Source organism: Caballeronia grimmiae, assembly GCF_000698555.1.
GTDB lineage: Bacteria > Pseudomonadota > Gammaproteobacteria > Burkholderiales > Burkholderiaceae > Caballeronia > Caballeronia grimmiae.
Genome location: NZ_JFHE01000010.1, coordinates 131053 through 146075 on the forward strand (window position 1 = coordinate 131053; position 15023 = coordinate 146075).

General features: G+C 64.1%; 18 protein-coding genes. 6 read left to right on the forward strand and 12 right to left on the reverse strand.

The annotated features are described in order from the left end of the window. The first annotated feature begins 220 nt into the window (after window positions 1–220). On the forward strand, window positions 221–568 hold the full coding sequence (locus BG57_RS13505) for a hypothetical protein (RefSeq protein WP_035963824.1): 348 nt from the start codon (window positions 221–223) through the stop codon (window positions 566–568). Window positions 569–578: 10 nt separating this feature from the next. Here BG57_RS13505 and BG57_RS13510 read toward each other — a convergent pair whose 3' ends face one another. Continuing rightward, window positions 579–1136: a hypothetical protein gene (locus BG57_RS13510; protein ID WP_052005798.1), complete on the reverse strand. Its 558-nt coding sequence runs from the start codon at window positions 1134–1136 to the stop codon at window positions 579–581. Between the two features lie 112 nt (window positions 1137–1248). Continuing rightward, window positions 1249–1944: a response regulator gene (locus BG57_RS13515; protein ID WP_035963828.1), complete on the reverse strand. Its 696-nt coding sequence runs from the start codon at window positions 1942–1944 to the stop codon at window positions 1249–1251. A 175-nt stretch (window positions 1945–2119) separates the two neighbouring features. On the opposite strand from BG57_RS13515, the gene BG57_RS13520 reads away from it, so the two are divergent. Beyond that, on the forward strand, window positions 2120–2572 hold the full coding sequence (locus BG57_RS13520; protein WP_035964033.1) for a response regulator: 453 nt from the start codon (window positions 2120–2122) through the stop codon (window positions 2570–2572). Window positions 2573–2617: 45 nt separating this feature from the next. On the opposite strand, the gene BG57_RS13525 is transcribed toward BG57_RS13520, so the two are convergent. The 10 genes from BG57_RS13525 to BG57_RS13570 form a co-directional block, all read right to left on the reverse strand. Then, window positions 2618–3550, reverse strand: coding sequence for an aldose epimerase family protein (locus BG57_RS13525; protein WP_229753868.1), 933 nt, complete (start codon window positions 3548–3550; stop codon window positions 2618–2620). Continuing rightward, window positions 3550–4455, reverse strand: a complete 906-nt coding sequence (locus BG57_RS13530; RefSeq protein WP_035963830.1) for an ABC transporter permease — start codon at window positions 4453–4455, stop codon at window positions 3550–3552. Before BG57_RS13530 ends, BG57_RS13525 begins: the two co-directional genes overlap by 1 nt. Next, window positions 4455–5321, reverse strand: a complete 867-nt coding sequence (locus tag BG57_RS13535) for an ABC transporter permease (RefSeq protein ID WP_035963832.1) — start codon at window positions 5319–5321, stop codon at window positions 4455–4457. Before BG57_RS13535 ends, BG57_RS13530 begins: the two co-directional genes overlap by 1 nt. After that, window positions 5318–6394, reverse strand: a complete 1077-nt coding sequence (locus BG57_RS13540) for an ABC transporter ATP-binding protein (RefSeq protein ID WP_035963834.1) — start codon at window positions 6392–6394, stop codon at window positions 5318–5320. Before BG57_RS13540 ends, BG57_RS13535 begins: the two co-directional genes overlap by 4 nt. A gap of 91 nt (window positions 6395–6485) precedes the next feature. Further along, complete coding sequence (locus BG57_RS13545) at window positions 6486–7658, reverse strand: ABC transporter substrate-binding protein (RefSeq protein WP_035963836.1); 1173 nt, start codon at window positions 7656–7658, stop codon at window positions 6486–6488. Between the two features lie 305 nt (window positions 7659–7963). Beyond that, window positions 7964–8887, reverse strand: a complete 924-nt coding sequence (locus BG57_RS13550; protein ID WP_035963838.1) for a dihydrodipicolinate synthase family protein — start codon at window positions 8885–8887, stop codon at window positions 7964–7966. A 115-nt stretch (window positions 8888–9002) separates the two neighbouring features. Then, window positions 9003–9695, reverse strand: coding sequence for a FadR/GntR family transcriptional regulator (locus BG57_RS13555; RefSeq protein WP_035963840.1), 693 nt, complete (start codon window positions 9693–9695; stop codon window positions 9003–9005). A gap of 119 nt (window positions 9696–9814) precedes the next feature. Continuing rightward, window positions 9815–10651 carry a 3-oxoadipate:acetyl-CoA acetyltransferase gene (locus BG57_RS13560; RefSeq protein WP_035963842.1) on the reverse strand — a complete coding sequence of 279 codons (837 nt, stop codon included), beginning with the start codon at window positions 10649–10651 and terminating at the stop codon, window positions 9815–9817. A gap of 42 nt (window positions 10652–10693) precedes the next feature. After that, window positions 10694–10972, reverse strand: a complete 279-nt coding sequence (locus BG57_RS13565) for a DUF3303 domain-containing protein (protein WP_035963843.1) — start codon at window positions 10970–10972, stop codon at window positions 10694–10696. Window positions 10973–11119: 147 nt separating this feature from the next. Next, on the reverse strand, window positions 11120–11458 hold the full coding sequence (locus tag BG57_RS13570) for a hypothetical protein (protein ID WP_229753869.1): 339 nt from the start codon (window positions 11456–11458) through the stop codon (window positions 11120–11122). A gap of 224 nt (window positions 11459–11682) precedes the next feature. Here BG57_RS13570 and BG57_RS13575 point away from each other — a divergent pair, with 224 nt between their 5' ends. The 4 genes from BG57_RS13575 (at window position 11683) to BG57_RS13590 (ending at window position 14849) form a co-directional block, all read left to right on the forward strand. Further along, complete coding sequence (locus BG57_RS13575) at window positions 11683–11991, forward strand: EF-hand domain-containing protein (protein ID WP_035963844.1); 309 nt, start codon at window positions 11683–11685, stop codon at window positions 11989–11991. 20 nt (window positions 11992–12011) lie between these two features. Then, window positions 12012–12725, forward strand: coding sequence for a response regulator (locus BG57_RS13580; RefSeq protein ID WP_035963845.1), 714 nt, complete (start codon window positions 12012–12014; stop codon window positions 12723–12725). Then, window positions 12722–14077, forward strand: coding sequence for an ATP-binding protein (locus BG57_RS13585; protein ID WP_035963846.1), 1356 nt, complete (start codon window positions 12722–12724; stop codon window positions 14075–14077). Before BG57_RS13580 ends, BG57_RS13585 begins: the two co-directional genes overlap by 4 nt. A 70-nt stretch (window positions 14078–14147) precedes the next feature. Continuing rightward, the gene (locus tag BG57_RS13590; protein WP_035964054.1) at window positions 14148–14849 is read left to right on the forward strand and encodes a helix-turn-helix domain-containing protein; all 702 of its coding nucleotides are present in this window, start codon (window positions 14148–14150) and stop codon (window positions 14847–14849) included. Window positions 14850–15023 lie beyond the last annotated feature (174 nt).

Here is a 15023-nt window from a genome sequence, read left to right on the forward strand (position 1 = left end):
GATGCACAGTGGGCGAGGCTTGGGCTTTCGACCGTTGCGCTCGCGCCATGCGAAACGTTGTGAACTGAGAAACGTCTGTATAACGGCTACGGTTGACCCGACTTGACTGCTATCGACGAAACCGTCGCTGCCGGGAGCGATGGCTGCTCATCGAAAAAGCCGCGTCGCGAACCATCGGCGCAAAGACTAAGCGGATACCGCTCACTGAGGGATCGGATAAATGAGAAAAACTGTCGCAAATGCGTTGATGGCTTGTTTCACGCTTGGTCTCGCCGGATGCGCGACCACGGACGACGCCCTGCTCAAGACCGTGCCGATCGGCTCGGGCACGTCGACTCAGGCGACCTTCGATTTCGTGCGCTGCGTGAAGGACAGATGGACGCCGCTCGGCGGCCCGGTGCGTGAATACGCGCTCGGCACGGATAGCCAGGCCGTGTCGGTGAAAGGCGCGGGCGGCGCGTCGATGGTGCTCGTCGTCGCGCAACCCGCCGCGCGAGGCACCGGCTATACGATCTACGGCGAAATCGCGGCGAGCCGGTACGTGACGGCCACTCACCTGTGCGACTGAAGCGTCGCGCTTACGAGGACTTGCCGTTGCGCAGGTCTTCGCCCGCCAGATGCGTGCCGACGATGCGCCCGATCAGATAGCCGTCGGAAGCACACGCGTTCGTGCGCTCCTTGCCGTTCCACTGGATTTTGTAGTCGTCGTCTTGAGAGTGGACGGCGGAGGCGTCGAACTTGACGAGCTTGCGCTTGGGCGGCTTGCCGCCGCTGTTGCGCATTTCCTCGCCGACGAGCCGGTTCCAGGTCAGCGCGTAGCCATAGCGGACGCCATCGGCAAAAGCCGCGTTGTCGCAGACCTGAGCGGGCGGCGTCACCTTGACCGTCATGCGATACCCGCTCGCCCCGCCGACGACGATGCGCTGTTCCGTCGGCCCCGGCGCGGGCGCGGCGGCTTTCGATGCCGCTGCGGCGGCGCTCGCGGCCCGTGCCGCCGATGCGGCGGAAGCGGCGGCGGCCGCGTCGGCGCTGGCCTGCTGCTCGGGGAGCGGCGCACACGCGCCGAGTGCGAACGCCGTTGAAATTGCCGCTACACACGCGAAGGCCTTGCCGGCGCCTTTCATTCTGTTGACCATCGACCTGCTATTCACCTGCACTCATCCCGTCTTAGAAATAGTCCTAGCGTTACCTTACCATCCCGGCGTGTAATGCTCGGATTTTTGAGAATCGGGGAGACGCCGTCTGAAACTATGAAGCCGACGACGTGTTGCCCATCGGCATTTCAATTCCGCGCCGCGCCATTTCGACGATCAGAAACGTTCGTCGCGTCACATGAAAACGCGCGAGCAAGTCGCTTGAATATTCCTTAGCGGTGTTTTCGCTGATGTTCATCTTGCGCGCGATGGCCTTGTTCGACAGCCCTTGCAGCAGATAGCGCAACGTTTCGGTGAGACGCGGCGGCAGGTCGAGCGATTCGACCGTCACGGCGGAATGCGTCGAAACGGGCTTCGGACTATGGCCGCCTTTGCCGAGCACGGTGTTGGGCAAGTAGACGCGTCCGTTCAGAATGGTCTTGAGCGCCTCGCGGAATACGCTTGCGCCCTGCTCGCTGCCCTTTGAGATAAAACCGCACGCGCCCTGGCGGATGCATTCGAGGACGGTATCGCGGTCGTCCTGCGCGGACAGCATGATGGTCTGAACCTCGCGCTCTTCCTCGCGTATCCAGTTGAGCAGGTCGATGCCCGTGGCCTCGCCGCGCAGGTTGTAGTCGAGGAACATCAGGTCGTACGAGTTCGTCGCGAGCTTGGCTTTCGCCTGCTCGAAGCCGTCCGCCTCGTCGATATCGAGTAGAGGCTCATTCGCCAGGATCAGGCTTTTCATCGCGCTCCTGGTGAGCCCTTCGTCCTCTACCAGCAATACTGTTTTGAAATAACCGTTTTCCATTGCGAGTCCCCGAGAACGCTTCCGATGTTACGCGCGGCTCGAACGGCTTCCCATCCCTCCTTTCGCAGGGATACCTTCGCGGGTCTCCTAAAAACTCCGCGACTCCCCGCCCGTGCCGGGTTGGGCGCGCGGCGCGCAACGCCGACACTGGGCGCATGACGAAGAGGAGGATGCCATGTCGCCCCGATCAGCCGATCACGAAAGCGAATTCGCGTTGTGGCGCATCAAGCGCGCACCCGCCGGCGCTTCGGCGCGCCGCGTGCTGATTGCGCACAGGGACAAGTCCATCTGCGATTCGCTCGCGCTGCAACTGCGGGACAAAGGCCTGCAGGTCATTCATTCGCAGGACCTCGGCTCGGTGCGCTCGCTCGTGCACAACTGGCGCCCGCAGGCGCTCGCGCTCGATACGAGTCTCGACAGCGAATCCGGCTATGTCTTCATCCGCACGCTGCGCATGGACGCGGATGTCACCGGGCGTCTGCTCGTCGCGATGAGCAACGTATGGCCCGCCGATTCCATCGAATCGCTGAAAGACGCCGGCTTCGACGCGCATTGCCGCCGGCCGTGTTCGACATGGCGCATCGTCGATATGGTCGATGCGTTCTTTTCCACCGCCGTTTCCCGGTGAACGCGATGCACTCGACCAACACAAGGCGCTGCGTCGAAGCGCGCGTCAGGCGGCGCCGGCGGCGCGGTTCGCGCGCGGGCCTGCGCCGGTTGCCATCACGAGCGACGCCGATACTTCACTACCTGGCGGCACCGCGACCACACCCGTCCCCGCCATGCCCTGCGCATGGAGGTTGAAACCGTCGCTCACGTGCGAAACCGGCTCGACACACAAATACCCCGCGCCCGCCGGACAATGCACGACGACGTGATCGAGCGGGCCATCGGCGACGAGCGCGAGCGTGCGGCCATCGGCGTAACGCAGCGTCGCGCGGCCGTTCCAGCCGCTGAGATAACGCGTGTAACCGTCGTCCTCTCTCGCGTGATGGTGCGGCGGCGCTTCGTCCGACACACCGACCGCGATTTCCGCTTCGTGACGCCAGAGCGTCGTGGCGTCCAGTTCGGCTTCCTGCGCTGCGAAATACGGATGAAAACCGAAGCCCGCGGGCATCGGGTGCGGGGAACGATTGAGGACGCGCATCGACAGGCGCGCGCCATCGGCGGTGGCTTCGATGGTCTGCATCGCTTCGAAGGCCCAGGGCCAGCCATGCTCGCCCTCGCGATGCACATAGCGCATCGCGATGCAATCCGCATCATGACGCTCGACGCTCCACGCGGCGTACTGGCCGAAGCCGTGCAGCGCGTGCGCCATGCCGGGAAACGTGGCCAGTTCGATACGCGCGCCATCGGGCGCGGGAAACTGCGCGTCGCGCACGCGATTCGAAAACGGCACCAGCGGATAGCTGCCGCCTTTTGGCCACGCGTCGCACGGCCACGCCGACGCCGTGATCGGCACGAGCCAGTCGTGCGTGCCGTGCGCGTCATCGGTCGTGAAACGCGTGATGCGCCCGCCCGCCGCTGGCGCGACGTACACGCTATGCGCGCCTTTCGCGATCCGCAGAAGCGGCTCGGCCTTCAGGTCGATGACCGCGCGCGTCACTATCGCTGCTCCTTCACGCGCGAGACGAGTTGCGTCGGGCTCACGAACTGCAACGCGATCAGCACCCAGATCAGCGTGATGGCCATATAGATCATCGCCATGGCGTCGATGGATTGCGGCGCGCGCACGCCCGTCGAAAAGACCGCGTAGTACAGCGCGACGACGAGCGTCTGGGTCGTCGGCCCGGCGGTAAAGAACGTCAGCTCGAACATGCCGATGGTCCGCACCAGCACCAGCAATCCCGCCGCCAGCATGCCAGGGACGAGCAGCGGCAACAGCACATAGCGGAAATAACGGGCCGTGTTCGCGCCGAAGATGCGCGCAGCGGATTCGAGATTCGGATCGATCTGCTCGATGAACGGCGTCATCACGAGAATCACGAACGGCAGCGCCGGCACGAGATTCGCGAGGATCACGCCAGTCAGCGTGCCGGCCAGATGGAACTTGTACATGACCGTCGCCATCGGGATGCCGTAAGTCACGGGCGGCACCATCAGGGGCAGCAGAAAGATCAGCATGGCGAGGCGCTTGCCGGGAAACTGCACCCGCGCGAGCGCATACGCGGCCGGCACGCCGAGCACGATGGACAGCAGCACCACCGCGCCCACTACTTCCAGCGTCACGAGGAGCACGCTCGACAACTGGAAGTCGCTCCACGCCTGCGCATACCAGTGCAGCGTGAAGCCTTGCGGCAAGAGCGTGCCGAACCACCGCGTCGCGACCGAGTTGACCGCGACAGTCGCGATCAGCAGCAGCACGTTGACGAGAAAGAAGCCCATCGTCGTCCAGACGAAGAACTTCCACAGCCTGTCGCGCAGGCTCGCATGCTGTTTCATGTTCTTGCCGGATCGTTGAGTCGGAGCCGGGGCTTGCCAGGCGGAAGCCGCACGATTGTCGGTAGCCATTATCCCTTGCCTCCCGTCACCGGACCGGTGTAGAAGAAGCGCCGTGCGCCGAGCATGCCCGCCACGACGAGCAGTTGCACGAAGCCCATGACGATCGCAATCGTCGATGCCAGCGAGTAGTCGTAACTCTCGAACGCGGCTTCCGATGCGGCGATCGAAATGACGCGCGTCGGGCCGGCCGGCGCGCCGAGCAGCACCGCCGACGGAAACACCGAGAACGCCTGCACGAACGAAAGGCAGGCGGTCATTGTGAGGCCCGGCAGCAGGAGCGGCAGATAGATCTGGCGAAACTGTTGCCACGGGCTTGCGCCGAGCGTGGCCGCTGCGCGCGCGAGCGTCGGGTCGATGCCCGTCACGTACGACAGCGTCAGCAGAAACGCGAACGGAAAGCCCGACACGATCAGCGAGATCAGCACGCCCCAGTAGTTATGCGTGAGCCGCACTTCGTCGCCGTAGAGATGCAGCGCCTGAACCGCCTGCGGAAACCAGCCGTTCGGGCTGAAGTACGTGAGCATGCCGTCGGCGATCAGCACGGTGCCGAGCGTGACCGGAATCACGAGCAGCGTCGTCGCGAACTTCTGATACGGCGACGAGCGCCTGAGCGCGAAGGCCACCGGCACCGAGACGCCCACGTTGATGATCGTCGCGGGCACGGCGAGCTTCAGCGTGACGATGATGGTCGGCCACATCGACGTATCGGTGAAGAACGTGACGTAGTTGGCCAGGACGCCGCCGCCGTTCATCGGATTGAACGACAGCATGAGTCCATACGCGAACGGATAGATGAACAGCGCGACGATGAAGACCAGCGCCGGCGTCACCAGCCAGCCCTTCGGATCGCGCGGCTGCGCGGGAAGCGCGATCATTTTTCTTCTCCATACACGAGCGCCTTCGACGGCGCGACGCGCAACGCGATGCGCTCGCCTTCGCTGCATTCGCCCGCGATGCGCGCCCACAGCTTGCCGAACGCCGTGTTCACGATGATGAGCGAATCGCGCCCGCCGTATTCGACCGTTTCGACGTGCGCGTCGAATGCGTTCTGATCGCCGGGCGACGCGCGTTCCATGTCATCCGGACGCAGCGCGACGCTGACCTGCTTGCTGTCGAAGCCTTCCATCGGCGTACCGAGCAGGCGCACGCCGTTCGCACTCACCGCGACGGACTCGCCTTGCGAGCCTTCGAGCGTGAACGGCACGACATTGCGAAAGCCCATGAAGCGCGCGACGTGCAGGTTCTTCGGCCGCGAATAGACTTCCTTCGGCGACGCCACTTGCTGCACGACGCCCTCTCTCATCACGACGATGCGGTCGGCCATCGACAGCGCCTCGTCCTGATCGTGCGTCACGTAGATGGTCGCGCGTTCGAGCTTGCCGTGGATGCGCCGGATCTCGGCGCGCATTTCGATGCGCAGCTTCGTATCGAGGTTGGACAGCGGCTCGTCCATCAACACCAGCGGCGGTTCGATGACGATCGCGCGGGCGATCGCCACGCGCTGCTGCTGGCCGCCCGACAGCTGACCGGGCAGCTTGGCGTCGTGGCCGATCAGTTGCACGAGCTGCAGCGCGGCCTTCGCGCGCTTGACCGCCTCGGCCTTCGGCACGCCGCGCATCTTCAAGCCGAAGCCGACGTTATCCAGCACCGACATATGCGGAAACAGCGCGTAGTTCTGAAACACCATGCCGAATCCGCGTTTCTCGGGCGGCAGGATGTCGATGCGCGTGTCATCCAGCCAGATGCCCCCGCCCGTCAACGGCTGCAAGCCGGCGATGCAGTTCAGCGCGGTGGACTTGCCGCAACCCGATGGTCCCAGCAGCGCGATGAATTCGCCCCGCTGGATGTTGAGATCGAGGCCCTTCAGCGCGGCGAGCTGATGCCCTTCCGCGTTGGTGAAGCTGCGCGAGACCGAGTCCAGGCGCAACTGCTCAAAAGTGTGCTTCATGACGATTTCCCGCGCTCTTTCCCGCGCTCTTTGTGCAAGCGGCGACGCCCCTCGCGAGGAGCGCCGCCGTCTCATGGCAATGAACAGCCGATTACTTGGTCTTCTGCGCGCCGATTTCGCGGTCCCATTTCTGGAACGCGGCGACCATCGCCTGCGCGTTCAGCGGCACCACGTGCGGACGGTCAGCCAGCAGCTTCGCGTACTCGGGACGGCCGAACTTCTGGATCACTTCCTGGCTCTTCGCAGGCGCGGCGGACAGCGGCACGTCCTTCACGGCCGGGCCGGGATAGAAGTAACCGTCGTCATAGGTCAGCGCCTGCTGCGCAGGCTCGAGCATGAAGTTCATCAGCTTGTAGAGCACGTCGAGCTTTTCTTTCGGCACGCCCTTCGGGATCACCATGTAGTGGGCGTCGTTCACCCACGTCATGTTGTCGAACGCCTGCACCTTGAATTCCGCCGGCACGATGCCGAGCGCACGCGGGTTGATGTCCCATCCGGTGACGGTCACGGTCATGTCGCGCGTGCCTTCGCCGAGTTCCTTCATCACCGCCGACGTGCCGCCCGGATAGTAAGGAATGCATTCGTTCAGCTCTTTGAGGAACGCCCACGTCTTGTCCCAGCCGTTGATCGGATCGGTCGGGTTCTTGTCGCCGAGTACGTAGGGCAGGCCCATCAGGAAGGTGCGGCCGGGACCGGAGTTGGCCGGGCGCGCGTAGATCAGCTTGTTCGGATGCGCCTTGCACCATGCGAGCAGTTGTTCAGGCGTCTTCGGCGGATCGCTGACCTTCGCCGGGTTGTATTCGAGCAGCGGACCGGCGGGCATGTAGGTGACTTCGAGCCCGTAGCCCTGCGCGATGTCCTGCATCTTGCGCGGACCCGGCGCGTACTTGTCGAGCACGCCGGGGAACACGGCCGCTTGCTCGGGCAGCAGCTTTTCCCACAGGCCTTGCTGGATGCCGGCGGCGAGCGCATCGGTGCCGGTCACGACGAGGTCGATGTCGGAGCGGCCAGCGCCCTGCATCGCCTTGATCTTGCCCGGCAATTGCGGTGCGGGCGCGTTCGTGAACGTGATGCTGGAAACCAGGTTCGGGTACTTGGCCTTGAACGCCTCGAAACCCTTCTGCGTCAGTTGAAGATTGCCCGCGACGTCGACGATATTGATCGCCACGGGATCGGCCGCACGGGCCGCGCTAGTCGCGAACGCCGCGCTCGCAGCGACGCACAACGCCGCCAGTTTCACTGACAGTCCTGCCTTGAAAGCCATGTTGTCTCCTCACTTCTCTCGCAACCGCTGTTGGAACTTCGTTCTGGTTGTTTGCCCCGGGCCGCGCGGACTTTATTGTGTCGGTTTGCGTCCTCGCGATCCGTCATTAGCTCACGAAGCTGAAAAATAGCCAACCCACTCGTCGTATGTCAAGCAAATTGCAAGCGCCTTTGCGTGTTTCCCAAGCGCGCTGAAAGGTGCCTGATCCACGCGCGGATTGGCGCTCCGTGAGACGGTCGGGATATACCCGAAGCGCTTGTTACCCGACTTGTTTAACCGCTTTTAACCGGCGTTTTCCTTTGTTATCACGCTAACGAGCGGTCAAACGCGAGCAGCGCCCGCGCCTCTTGTTCGACGGCGGGCAGCGCGTGATCGGGCGTGTTGCTGAGGAGCGGCAGGATCGGCCCCATGTCGGCGATGCCCGACAGCGTCACGGCATCGTGGAGCACGCGGATCAGCGAGATATCGTCGCGCAGGGTTTCGAGCGGGAGGAAGCGATCGTAGAGCGGCTCGGCGGCGGCGGTATCGCCGGACTTCGCGGCGCGCAGCAGCGCCATCACCGCGTGCGGCGCAATGCAGCCGGAGCCGGTGGTCCACGCGGCGAGCCCGAAGTCGCGCGTGTGGATCAGCGCCGGACGCTCGCCCATCCCCGATACGACCTGCGATGCGGGCACGCTCTGGAGCAGGCGGCGCAGGTAAGGATCGCTGGACGGATCGGCGCGGACGATCGCGTATTTCACCGCGAGCAGCGTGCCGTCCGCGACGAGCGCCGCGAGCGTGTCGACGTCGATATAGTCCTCGCTCTTGATATAGAGCGTGAACGGCATCCCGGCTTTGTCGGTGAGGCGTCTCAGGCCTGTCGCCACGCCCTGCGGCGTGGTGAAGCCGGCGAGCGGAAGGACCATGGCGGTGCGGTATTGCGTCTGCGCGAGGATGGCCGCCTGGTCGAGCATCTTCCCGTAGTCCGGACCAATAGCAGGGATCACCCGCGTCTGCGAATCCGCGCTCTCGGCCAACATGTCAAGCAACTCGCGATACTCGCTCACGGCGACGTGGTAGAGATTCGCATTGCCCCCATAAAGGAGCGTGCGAACGCCGCCTGCGTTAATGTGACGAATCAGCGCGCGGTTCTGGGCGGGTTCTCGCGTGAAATCTGCGCGTCGTGCCAATGGCGGCACGGCCATCACACTCTCGGAGAGTTCGCTGACTGCTATCGGATCGACTTTCATTGCGCCTCGCGTGGTGACTGGATGTGCGCAGAAAGTAACAAGTCCGCTTCAAGTTGTCAAACAACTTGAAGCCAGATCGGAAATCGTGAGAAATCGAAAGACAGTCGTATGACAACTAGTCGCCGAACATCCGGTCGAGCGCGTTTTCGAGGTGCGTTTTCATTGCGTCGGCGGCGCTTGCGGAATCCCTGGCGCGGATGGCATCGAGCACGTCGAGATGCTCGCGCTGGACCAGCCGCTGCCGTTCCAGCGTCTTCACGAGCGACAGATTGCGCGACAGGTTCATGCTGAACACGACCTGCTCTTCGATGCACGACAACGCCGTGATGAAGAACTGGTTCTTCGACGCGCGCGCCACCGCGAGGTGGAACGCGAAATCATCTTTCGCGCCGATGCCCTGCTGTGCTTCCACCACACGCTCCAGCCGATCCCACGCGTCCTGGATGGCGGAAATGTCGTCTTCGTCCGCCTTCGACGCGGCCAGTTCCGCGGCGCCCGCTTCCGTGACGATACGGAATTCGTAGCAGCGCCGGATGTCCGACAGCGTTTCGAGCGGTGCAAAGCGGCGCACATTGGGATCGGGCCGGCGACCGACCGTGGTTCCCGAACCGCGTCGCGTGACGATGATCCCGTCCGCACGCAAACGCGCCAACGCCTCGCGGACAGTCGGCCGCGAAGTGGCGAAGCGTTCAGCGAGCGCGTGTTCGGTCATGAGCCGGTCGCCCTCCTTGAACTCGCCTTCGATAATGCTGCTGAGGATATCGCTGTAGATGCGGTCGGCGAGGCCGTGCGACTTACGCTCGTTCATGTTCGCGCCGTGGCGTGCTTGTCAGGTGGGAGTCGATTGTAAGACAGATTCTGGACTTGTCGACCTGAATCGACCGTCTCAATCGCGGTCCTGCTTCGCCACTTGCCTCGCCATCACGCTCAAAGCGCCAACAACTGCCGCGCCTCCTTCGCAGTCGCCACCGGCCGTCCGTACTCCGCGCACAACGACGCCACCCGCTCGACTAGTTGCGCGTTGCTTTTCGCGAGCGTGTCCTTGTCCCAGCGCACGTTGTCTTCGAGGCCCGTTCGGCAATGGCCGCCCATCTGCAGCGTCCAGTGATTCACTTCGAGCTGATGACGTCCGATGCCCGCAGCCGTCCATGTCGCATCGGGCAGCAGGTTCTTGAGTTGCGCCACTTCGAATTCGAGAATCTCCCGGCGCGCCGGCAGTGCGTTCTTCACGCCCAGCACGAATTGCACGTGGACGGGCGGCTTCAGCAAGCCCTGATTGACGAGATCGACCGTGCTGTAAAGCATCGCGAGATCGAAGATTTCGATTTCGGGCTTCACGTTGTGATCGAGCATGAGTTGCGCGAGCGAGCGCACGAAGTCGGGCGGGTTCTCATAAACGATCGTCGGGAAATTGACCGATCCCGTCGCCAGCGACGCCATGTCCGGCTTCAGGTCGAGCATCGCGCCGCGTTGTTCGAACGATCGTCCGCGTCCGCCCGTCGAGAACTGGATGATGATATCGGGGCAATGCTTGCGGATGCCCTCTTGCAGCTCCGCGAAGCGATGCCGGTCCGAACTCGACTTCTCGTCCTCGTCGCGCACGTGGAGATGAACGAGCGTCGCGCCCGCTTCGTAAGCCTCGTGTGTGCTTTCGATCTGCTCGGGGATCGTGATCGGCACCGCCGGATTGTCCTTCTTGCGCGGCACGGACCCGGTAATGGCGACGGATATGATGCACGGTTCGGTGGTGGTGGCTTGCGTCACGCTTGTCTCCTTTTGAATGACCGATGCCCGTCTTCGAGAAAGCTACTGCGCGGCCGCTTCCGTGAGCAGCTTGCCGACTTGTTCGTCGGTCATCGCGGGCACGATGTCGAGCGAGAACAGGTCGGCCCAGCCAAGCGCCCATCGCGCGATCGGTTCCACCTCGCTGCATTCGCACACGGCGAAGCCGCGTATCGATCCGATCCCGTGCCAGCGCCCCAGCAAGCGCACGCCATCGGGCGGCGCACCGCCGCTTTGCAAGAAGCGTTCGGCTGCCGTTTTCTGCACTTCGGGCAGCGCGGTCCAGTTCACGATGAATAACATGGCTCGGCCCTCCTTCCGGCGATCCCGCATCGGACGCGTCTGCCCGATGCGGTCTCATCCAGTATAGGAGCCGGCGACGGCGCCATCGCAAGCGATGCGCAAGGAGCGGTCCCGCATGGACATCGCTGAGCATGCGATGCACTATCCTCAATGCATCACGACGACAGGCGCGACGAGCACCGGCTGCGCGTACGTGACGCGCACGGCGGGCGCATAGACGGGAACGGGCGCATACACGGGGACGGGCGCGGGCATCGGCGGCGGCGGCGGAAGCACGGCCACCGGCGCGACGGCAGGCGCGACGACGACAGTGCGCGCCGGCACGTAGTAACGCGGCGCGTAGTAGTACACCGGGCGCGGCGGCGCATAAACGACGGCGGGCGCAACGTACGCGACGCTGACGGTCGTTCCCGCCGATGCGCCTTGCGCACACGTCAGACCGATTGCGGCGACGGCAGTAGCACTGAAGAGACGGATGTTCATCATGAATGTCCTCGATCATCGAAAGAAGTGGCGGCTTAGCCGGCCAGCAGAACGATAGCGAAGGACTGCGCAAAGGGTGAGCGCAAAGATGTGTCGCCGAATGTCGGCGATCACGCGCCGCAACGCCGTGAAATATGGCGACACGCCCGGTAGCATCCCTGACATTGCCATCGGCGTGCGGCTCAATAGAATCACATCGACGTTGCGTTCCAATCGAGGAGAAAGAGATGCACAAGATCGCCGCCGTGCTCGCCTGCTGCGCCGCGCTCGCGTCGGGCGGGGCATACGCGCAAACCGCGACGCAGCCGATGGGCGCGAGCCCGCACATCGGACAGGCTGCGCAAGCCATGCCGAAGCTGCAGACGCGCTTCGCGCAGGCCAACACCACGCACGACGGCAAGCTCACCCGCGATCAGGCCTCTACCGGCATGCCGATGGTCGCGAAACACTTCGACGAAATCGACGCGCAAAAGAACGGCTACGTCACACTGCCGCAGATCGAAGCCTTCCTGCGCGAACACGCGACGCAACGCTGAAAGCCCACGGAGGCCGCTGCATGGAAGCCCTGCCGAAGATCATCGTGCTCGACGACGAAGCCGAGTTGCGCAACATGCTTCAGCGTTTCCTGACATCGCATGGTTTCGACGTGCGCGTCGTCGAGAACGGCAAGCGGCTCGACCGCTATCTCCAGCGCGAACCGTACGATCTGCTCGTGCTGGACTGGATGATGGAGCCGGAAGACGGCCTCTCCGTCTGCCGCCGGTTGCGCACCGAGGGCCACACGCTGCCGATCCTGATGCTCACGGCGAAGGGTGATCCGGTCGACAAGGTCGTGGGCCTCGAAACCGGCGCCGACGATTACCTCGCCAAGCCCTTCCTTCCGCAAGAACTCGTCGCTCGCGTGCGCGCGTTGCTGCGCCGCCAGAAGATCGCCGCGGGCGATCCGACGCTGACTTCGCAAGTCATCCGCTTCGGCGATTTCCGGCTCGATCTCGCCAAGCAACGGCTTTCGCGCGGCGGCGAACCGTTCGAGATGCATTCCGCGCAAATGCAGTTGCTGCACGCGCTCGGGTCGTCACCGAACCGCGCGGTCAGCCGCGACAACCTCATCGCGCGAACGCGTGGCCGCGATCACGACGCGCTCGACCGCAGCATCGACGTGCAGGTGTTGCGGCTGCGTCAGTTGATCGAAGACGATCCCGGCAAGCCGCGCTTCATCAAGACCGTGTGGGGTGTGGGCTACATGCTGCTCGCGGATGTCGAATCGTGAGGGTGGCGCCGCGCTCGCTGTTCGCGCGCAATGTACTGCTGCTCGTCGCGCTGGTCGCCGTGAGTCAGGTATGCGCGCTCGCGGTGCTGCTGCATTTCATCCAGACGCCGCGCATCGAACGCGCCGCGGCCACCTTCGCAAGCTATATCCAGACGCTCGATACGGTGCTGCGCTCGACCGCACCCGGCACGGCGCGCGACGTCACTGCGCATCTCGACGTGCGCCGCAATCTTCCTGCCGCCGCCAGCGCGAGCGTCGACGAATCGCGTTTGCGGTTCTACCGGACGTATCAGCGCGAGACGTTCGTCGAAAGCCTGCGCCGTCATCTGCCCGCCGATATGCCCGTGCGCTGGCAAAGCGCCGATACGTCCGACGATGGACAGCAGCGGCTATGGATTCGCGTGCATCTGTCCGGCGAGCCGCGCTGGATGGCGTTGCCCGTTCCCGAAGCCGCGCACGACGATGGCCTCGCGACGGCGCTGCTGCTCTCGCTCGGACTGGGCGCGCTCGCTGTCGCGACGGCGTATGCGATCCAGCGGCATCTGAATCGCCCGCTCGAACATCTCGCCGATGCCGCGCGCCGCGTGTCCAGCGGCGATGACCCGGGCGTGCTGCCGACCGACGGCCCGACCGAAATCGCGCAGGTCAGCGACGCGTTCAACCGCATGACGGCGGCGCTCGCGGAAGCCGAAGCCACGCGCGCGCTGATGCTCGCGGGCATCTCGCACGACATTCGCACGCCGATGACCAAGCTGCGGCTCGCCATGGCGATGTCCGCTGTGCCATCGACGGATGCGGTGTTCGCGTCATCGGCGGAAGGTTATCTCGATCAGATCGACAGCATTCTTCAGCAGTTCATGGATTACGCGGGCAGCGGCGCGAAGGAAACGGCGGTCGCCGGCGATCTCAATGCGCTCGTCGCCAGTCTCGCGGCGGATTTCGCGGGGCTCGGGCATGAGTTTTCGCTATCGCTCGGCAGCATCCGAACGTTCGCGTTTCGTCCGATCAGCGTGATGCGCATGCTGATGAACGTCATGCAGAACGCAGTGCTCTATGGCGTCAGCGGGCTCGAAGTGCGTACATGGACCGATGAACAGGCGAACGCGGCGTGCATCGTCGTGGCGGATCGCGGCAAGGGCCTCGGCACGCAGGACCCGGAATCGCTCAAGCAGCCGTTCAAGCGCGGCGGCGGCGAAGGTCAGCCGAAAGGCACGGGCCTCGGGCTTGCGATCGTCGAACGCATCGCGCGGTTGCATGGCGGCCGGCTCGACTTGCGCGCGCGGGAAGGCGGCGGCGTCGAAGCGGTCATCGTCTTGCCGATGCCGGCATCGCCAAACGAAACGCAGCCGTGAATCGAACGGAGTACCAATCCCGCCGCCATCGCCCATACTAAAAGCGGTGGAACCGGCAGGAGGGAAGAGCATGGCCACACCAGCGGGTCCCGGTGCGCGGCATCACGTCCCTGCCCTGCACGTTCACTTCACGGACACGGATGCGCTTCCGTTCCCCACGCGCTCAATCGCTCGCGGCGATGCGCTGTATTGCGCAGGCGAGCCGTTGCGAAGTCTCTATACAGTGCAGTCCGGCTGCTTCAAGAGCGTGGCCGCGTACCCGAGCGCCAACGACGACGCCGTTCCGCATGCGCAGGTCACCGCGTTCCATCTGATCGATGAGACGCTCGGACTCGATGGCATCTGCACGGGTCATCACGAAAGCGACGCGATCGCGCTCGAAGACAGCGTCGTCCGCATCATGCCGGTCGGCATTCTCGAACCGCTTTGCCGCGAATATGCGCCGATGCAGCACGCGTTGCTCGCGATCATGAGTGCCGAGATCGTGCGCGCGGCGCGGCTCGCGTTGATGCTCGGCACGATGCCCGCGCTCGTACGCGTCGCCGCCTTCTTGCTGGACTTGTCGATGCGATTCGATGCGAGCGGCGCGCGGCCTGATACCTTCGACGATGTGATCCTCCCGATGACGCGCGCCGATATCGGCAGCTATCTCGGCCTCGAACTCGAAACCGTGAGCCGCATGCTGTCGAAGCTGCAGCGCGAGGGCGCCATTTCGCTTCACGGACGGCAATTGCGTATCGTGGATCGCACGCGGCTTGAACGCATCGGCTGACCGGTTCATGGTGCAATGCAACGCATGCCTTAATGATTCGCGCCGCATCCTTGGGCGTCGCGCTTGCGATCCGTGCACGCATGCACGAACAGAGCGCGCGAGCAATGCGGACAATTCATCGCGCTCATGACGCTTGTCGCATCGCCGTCAAAATACGCAGCTAAGCTGAACGAA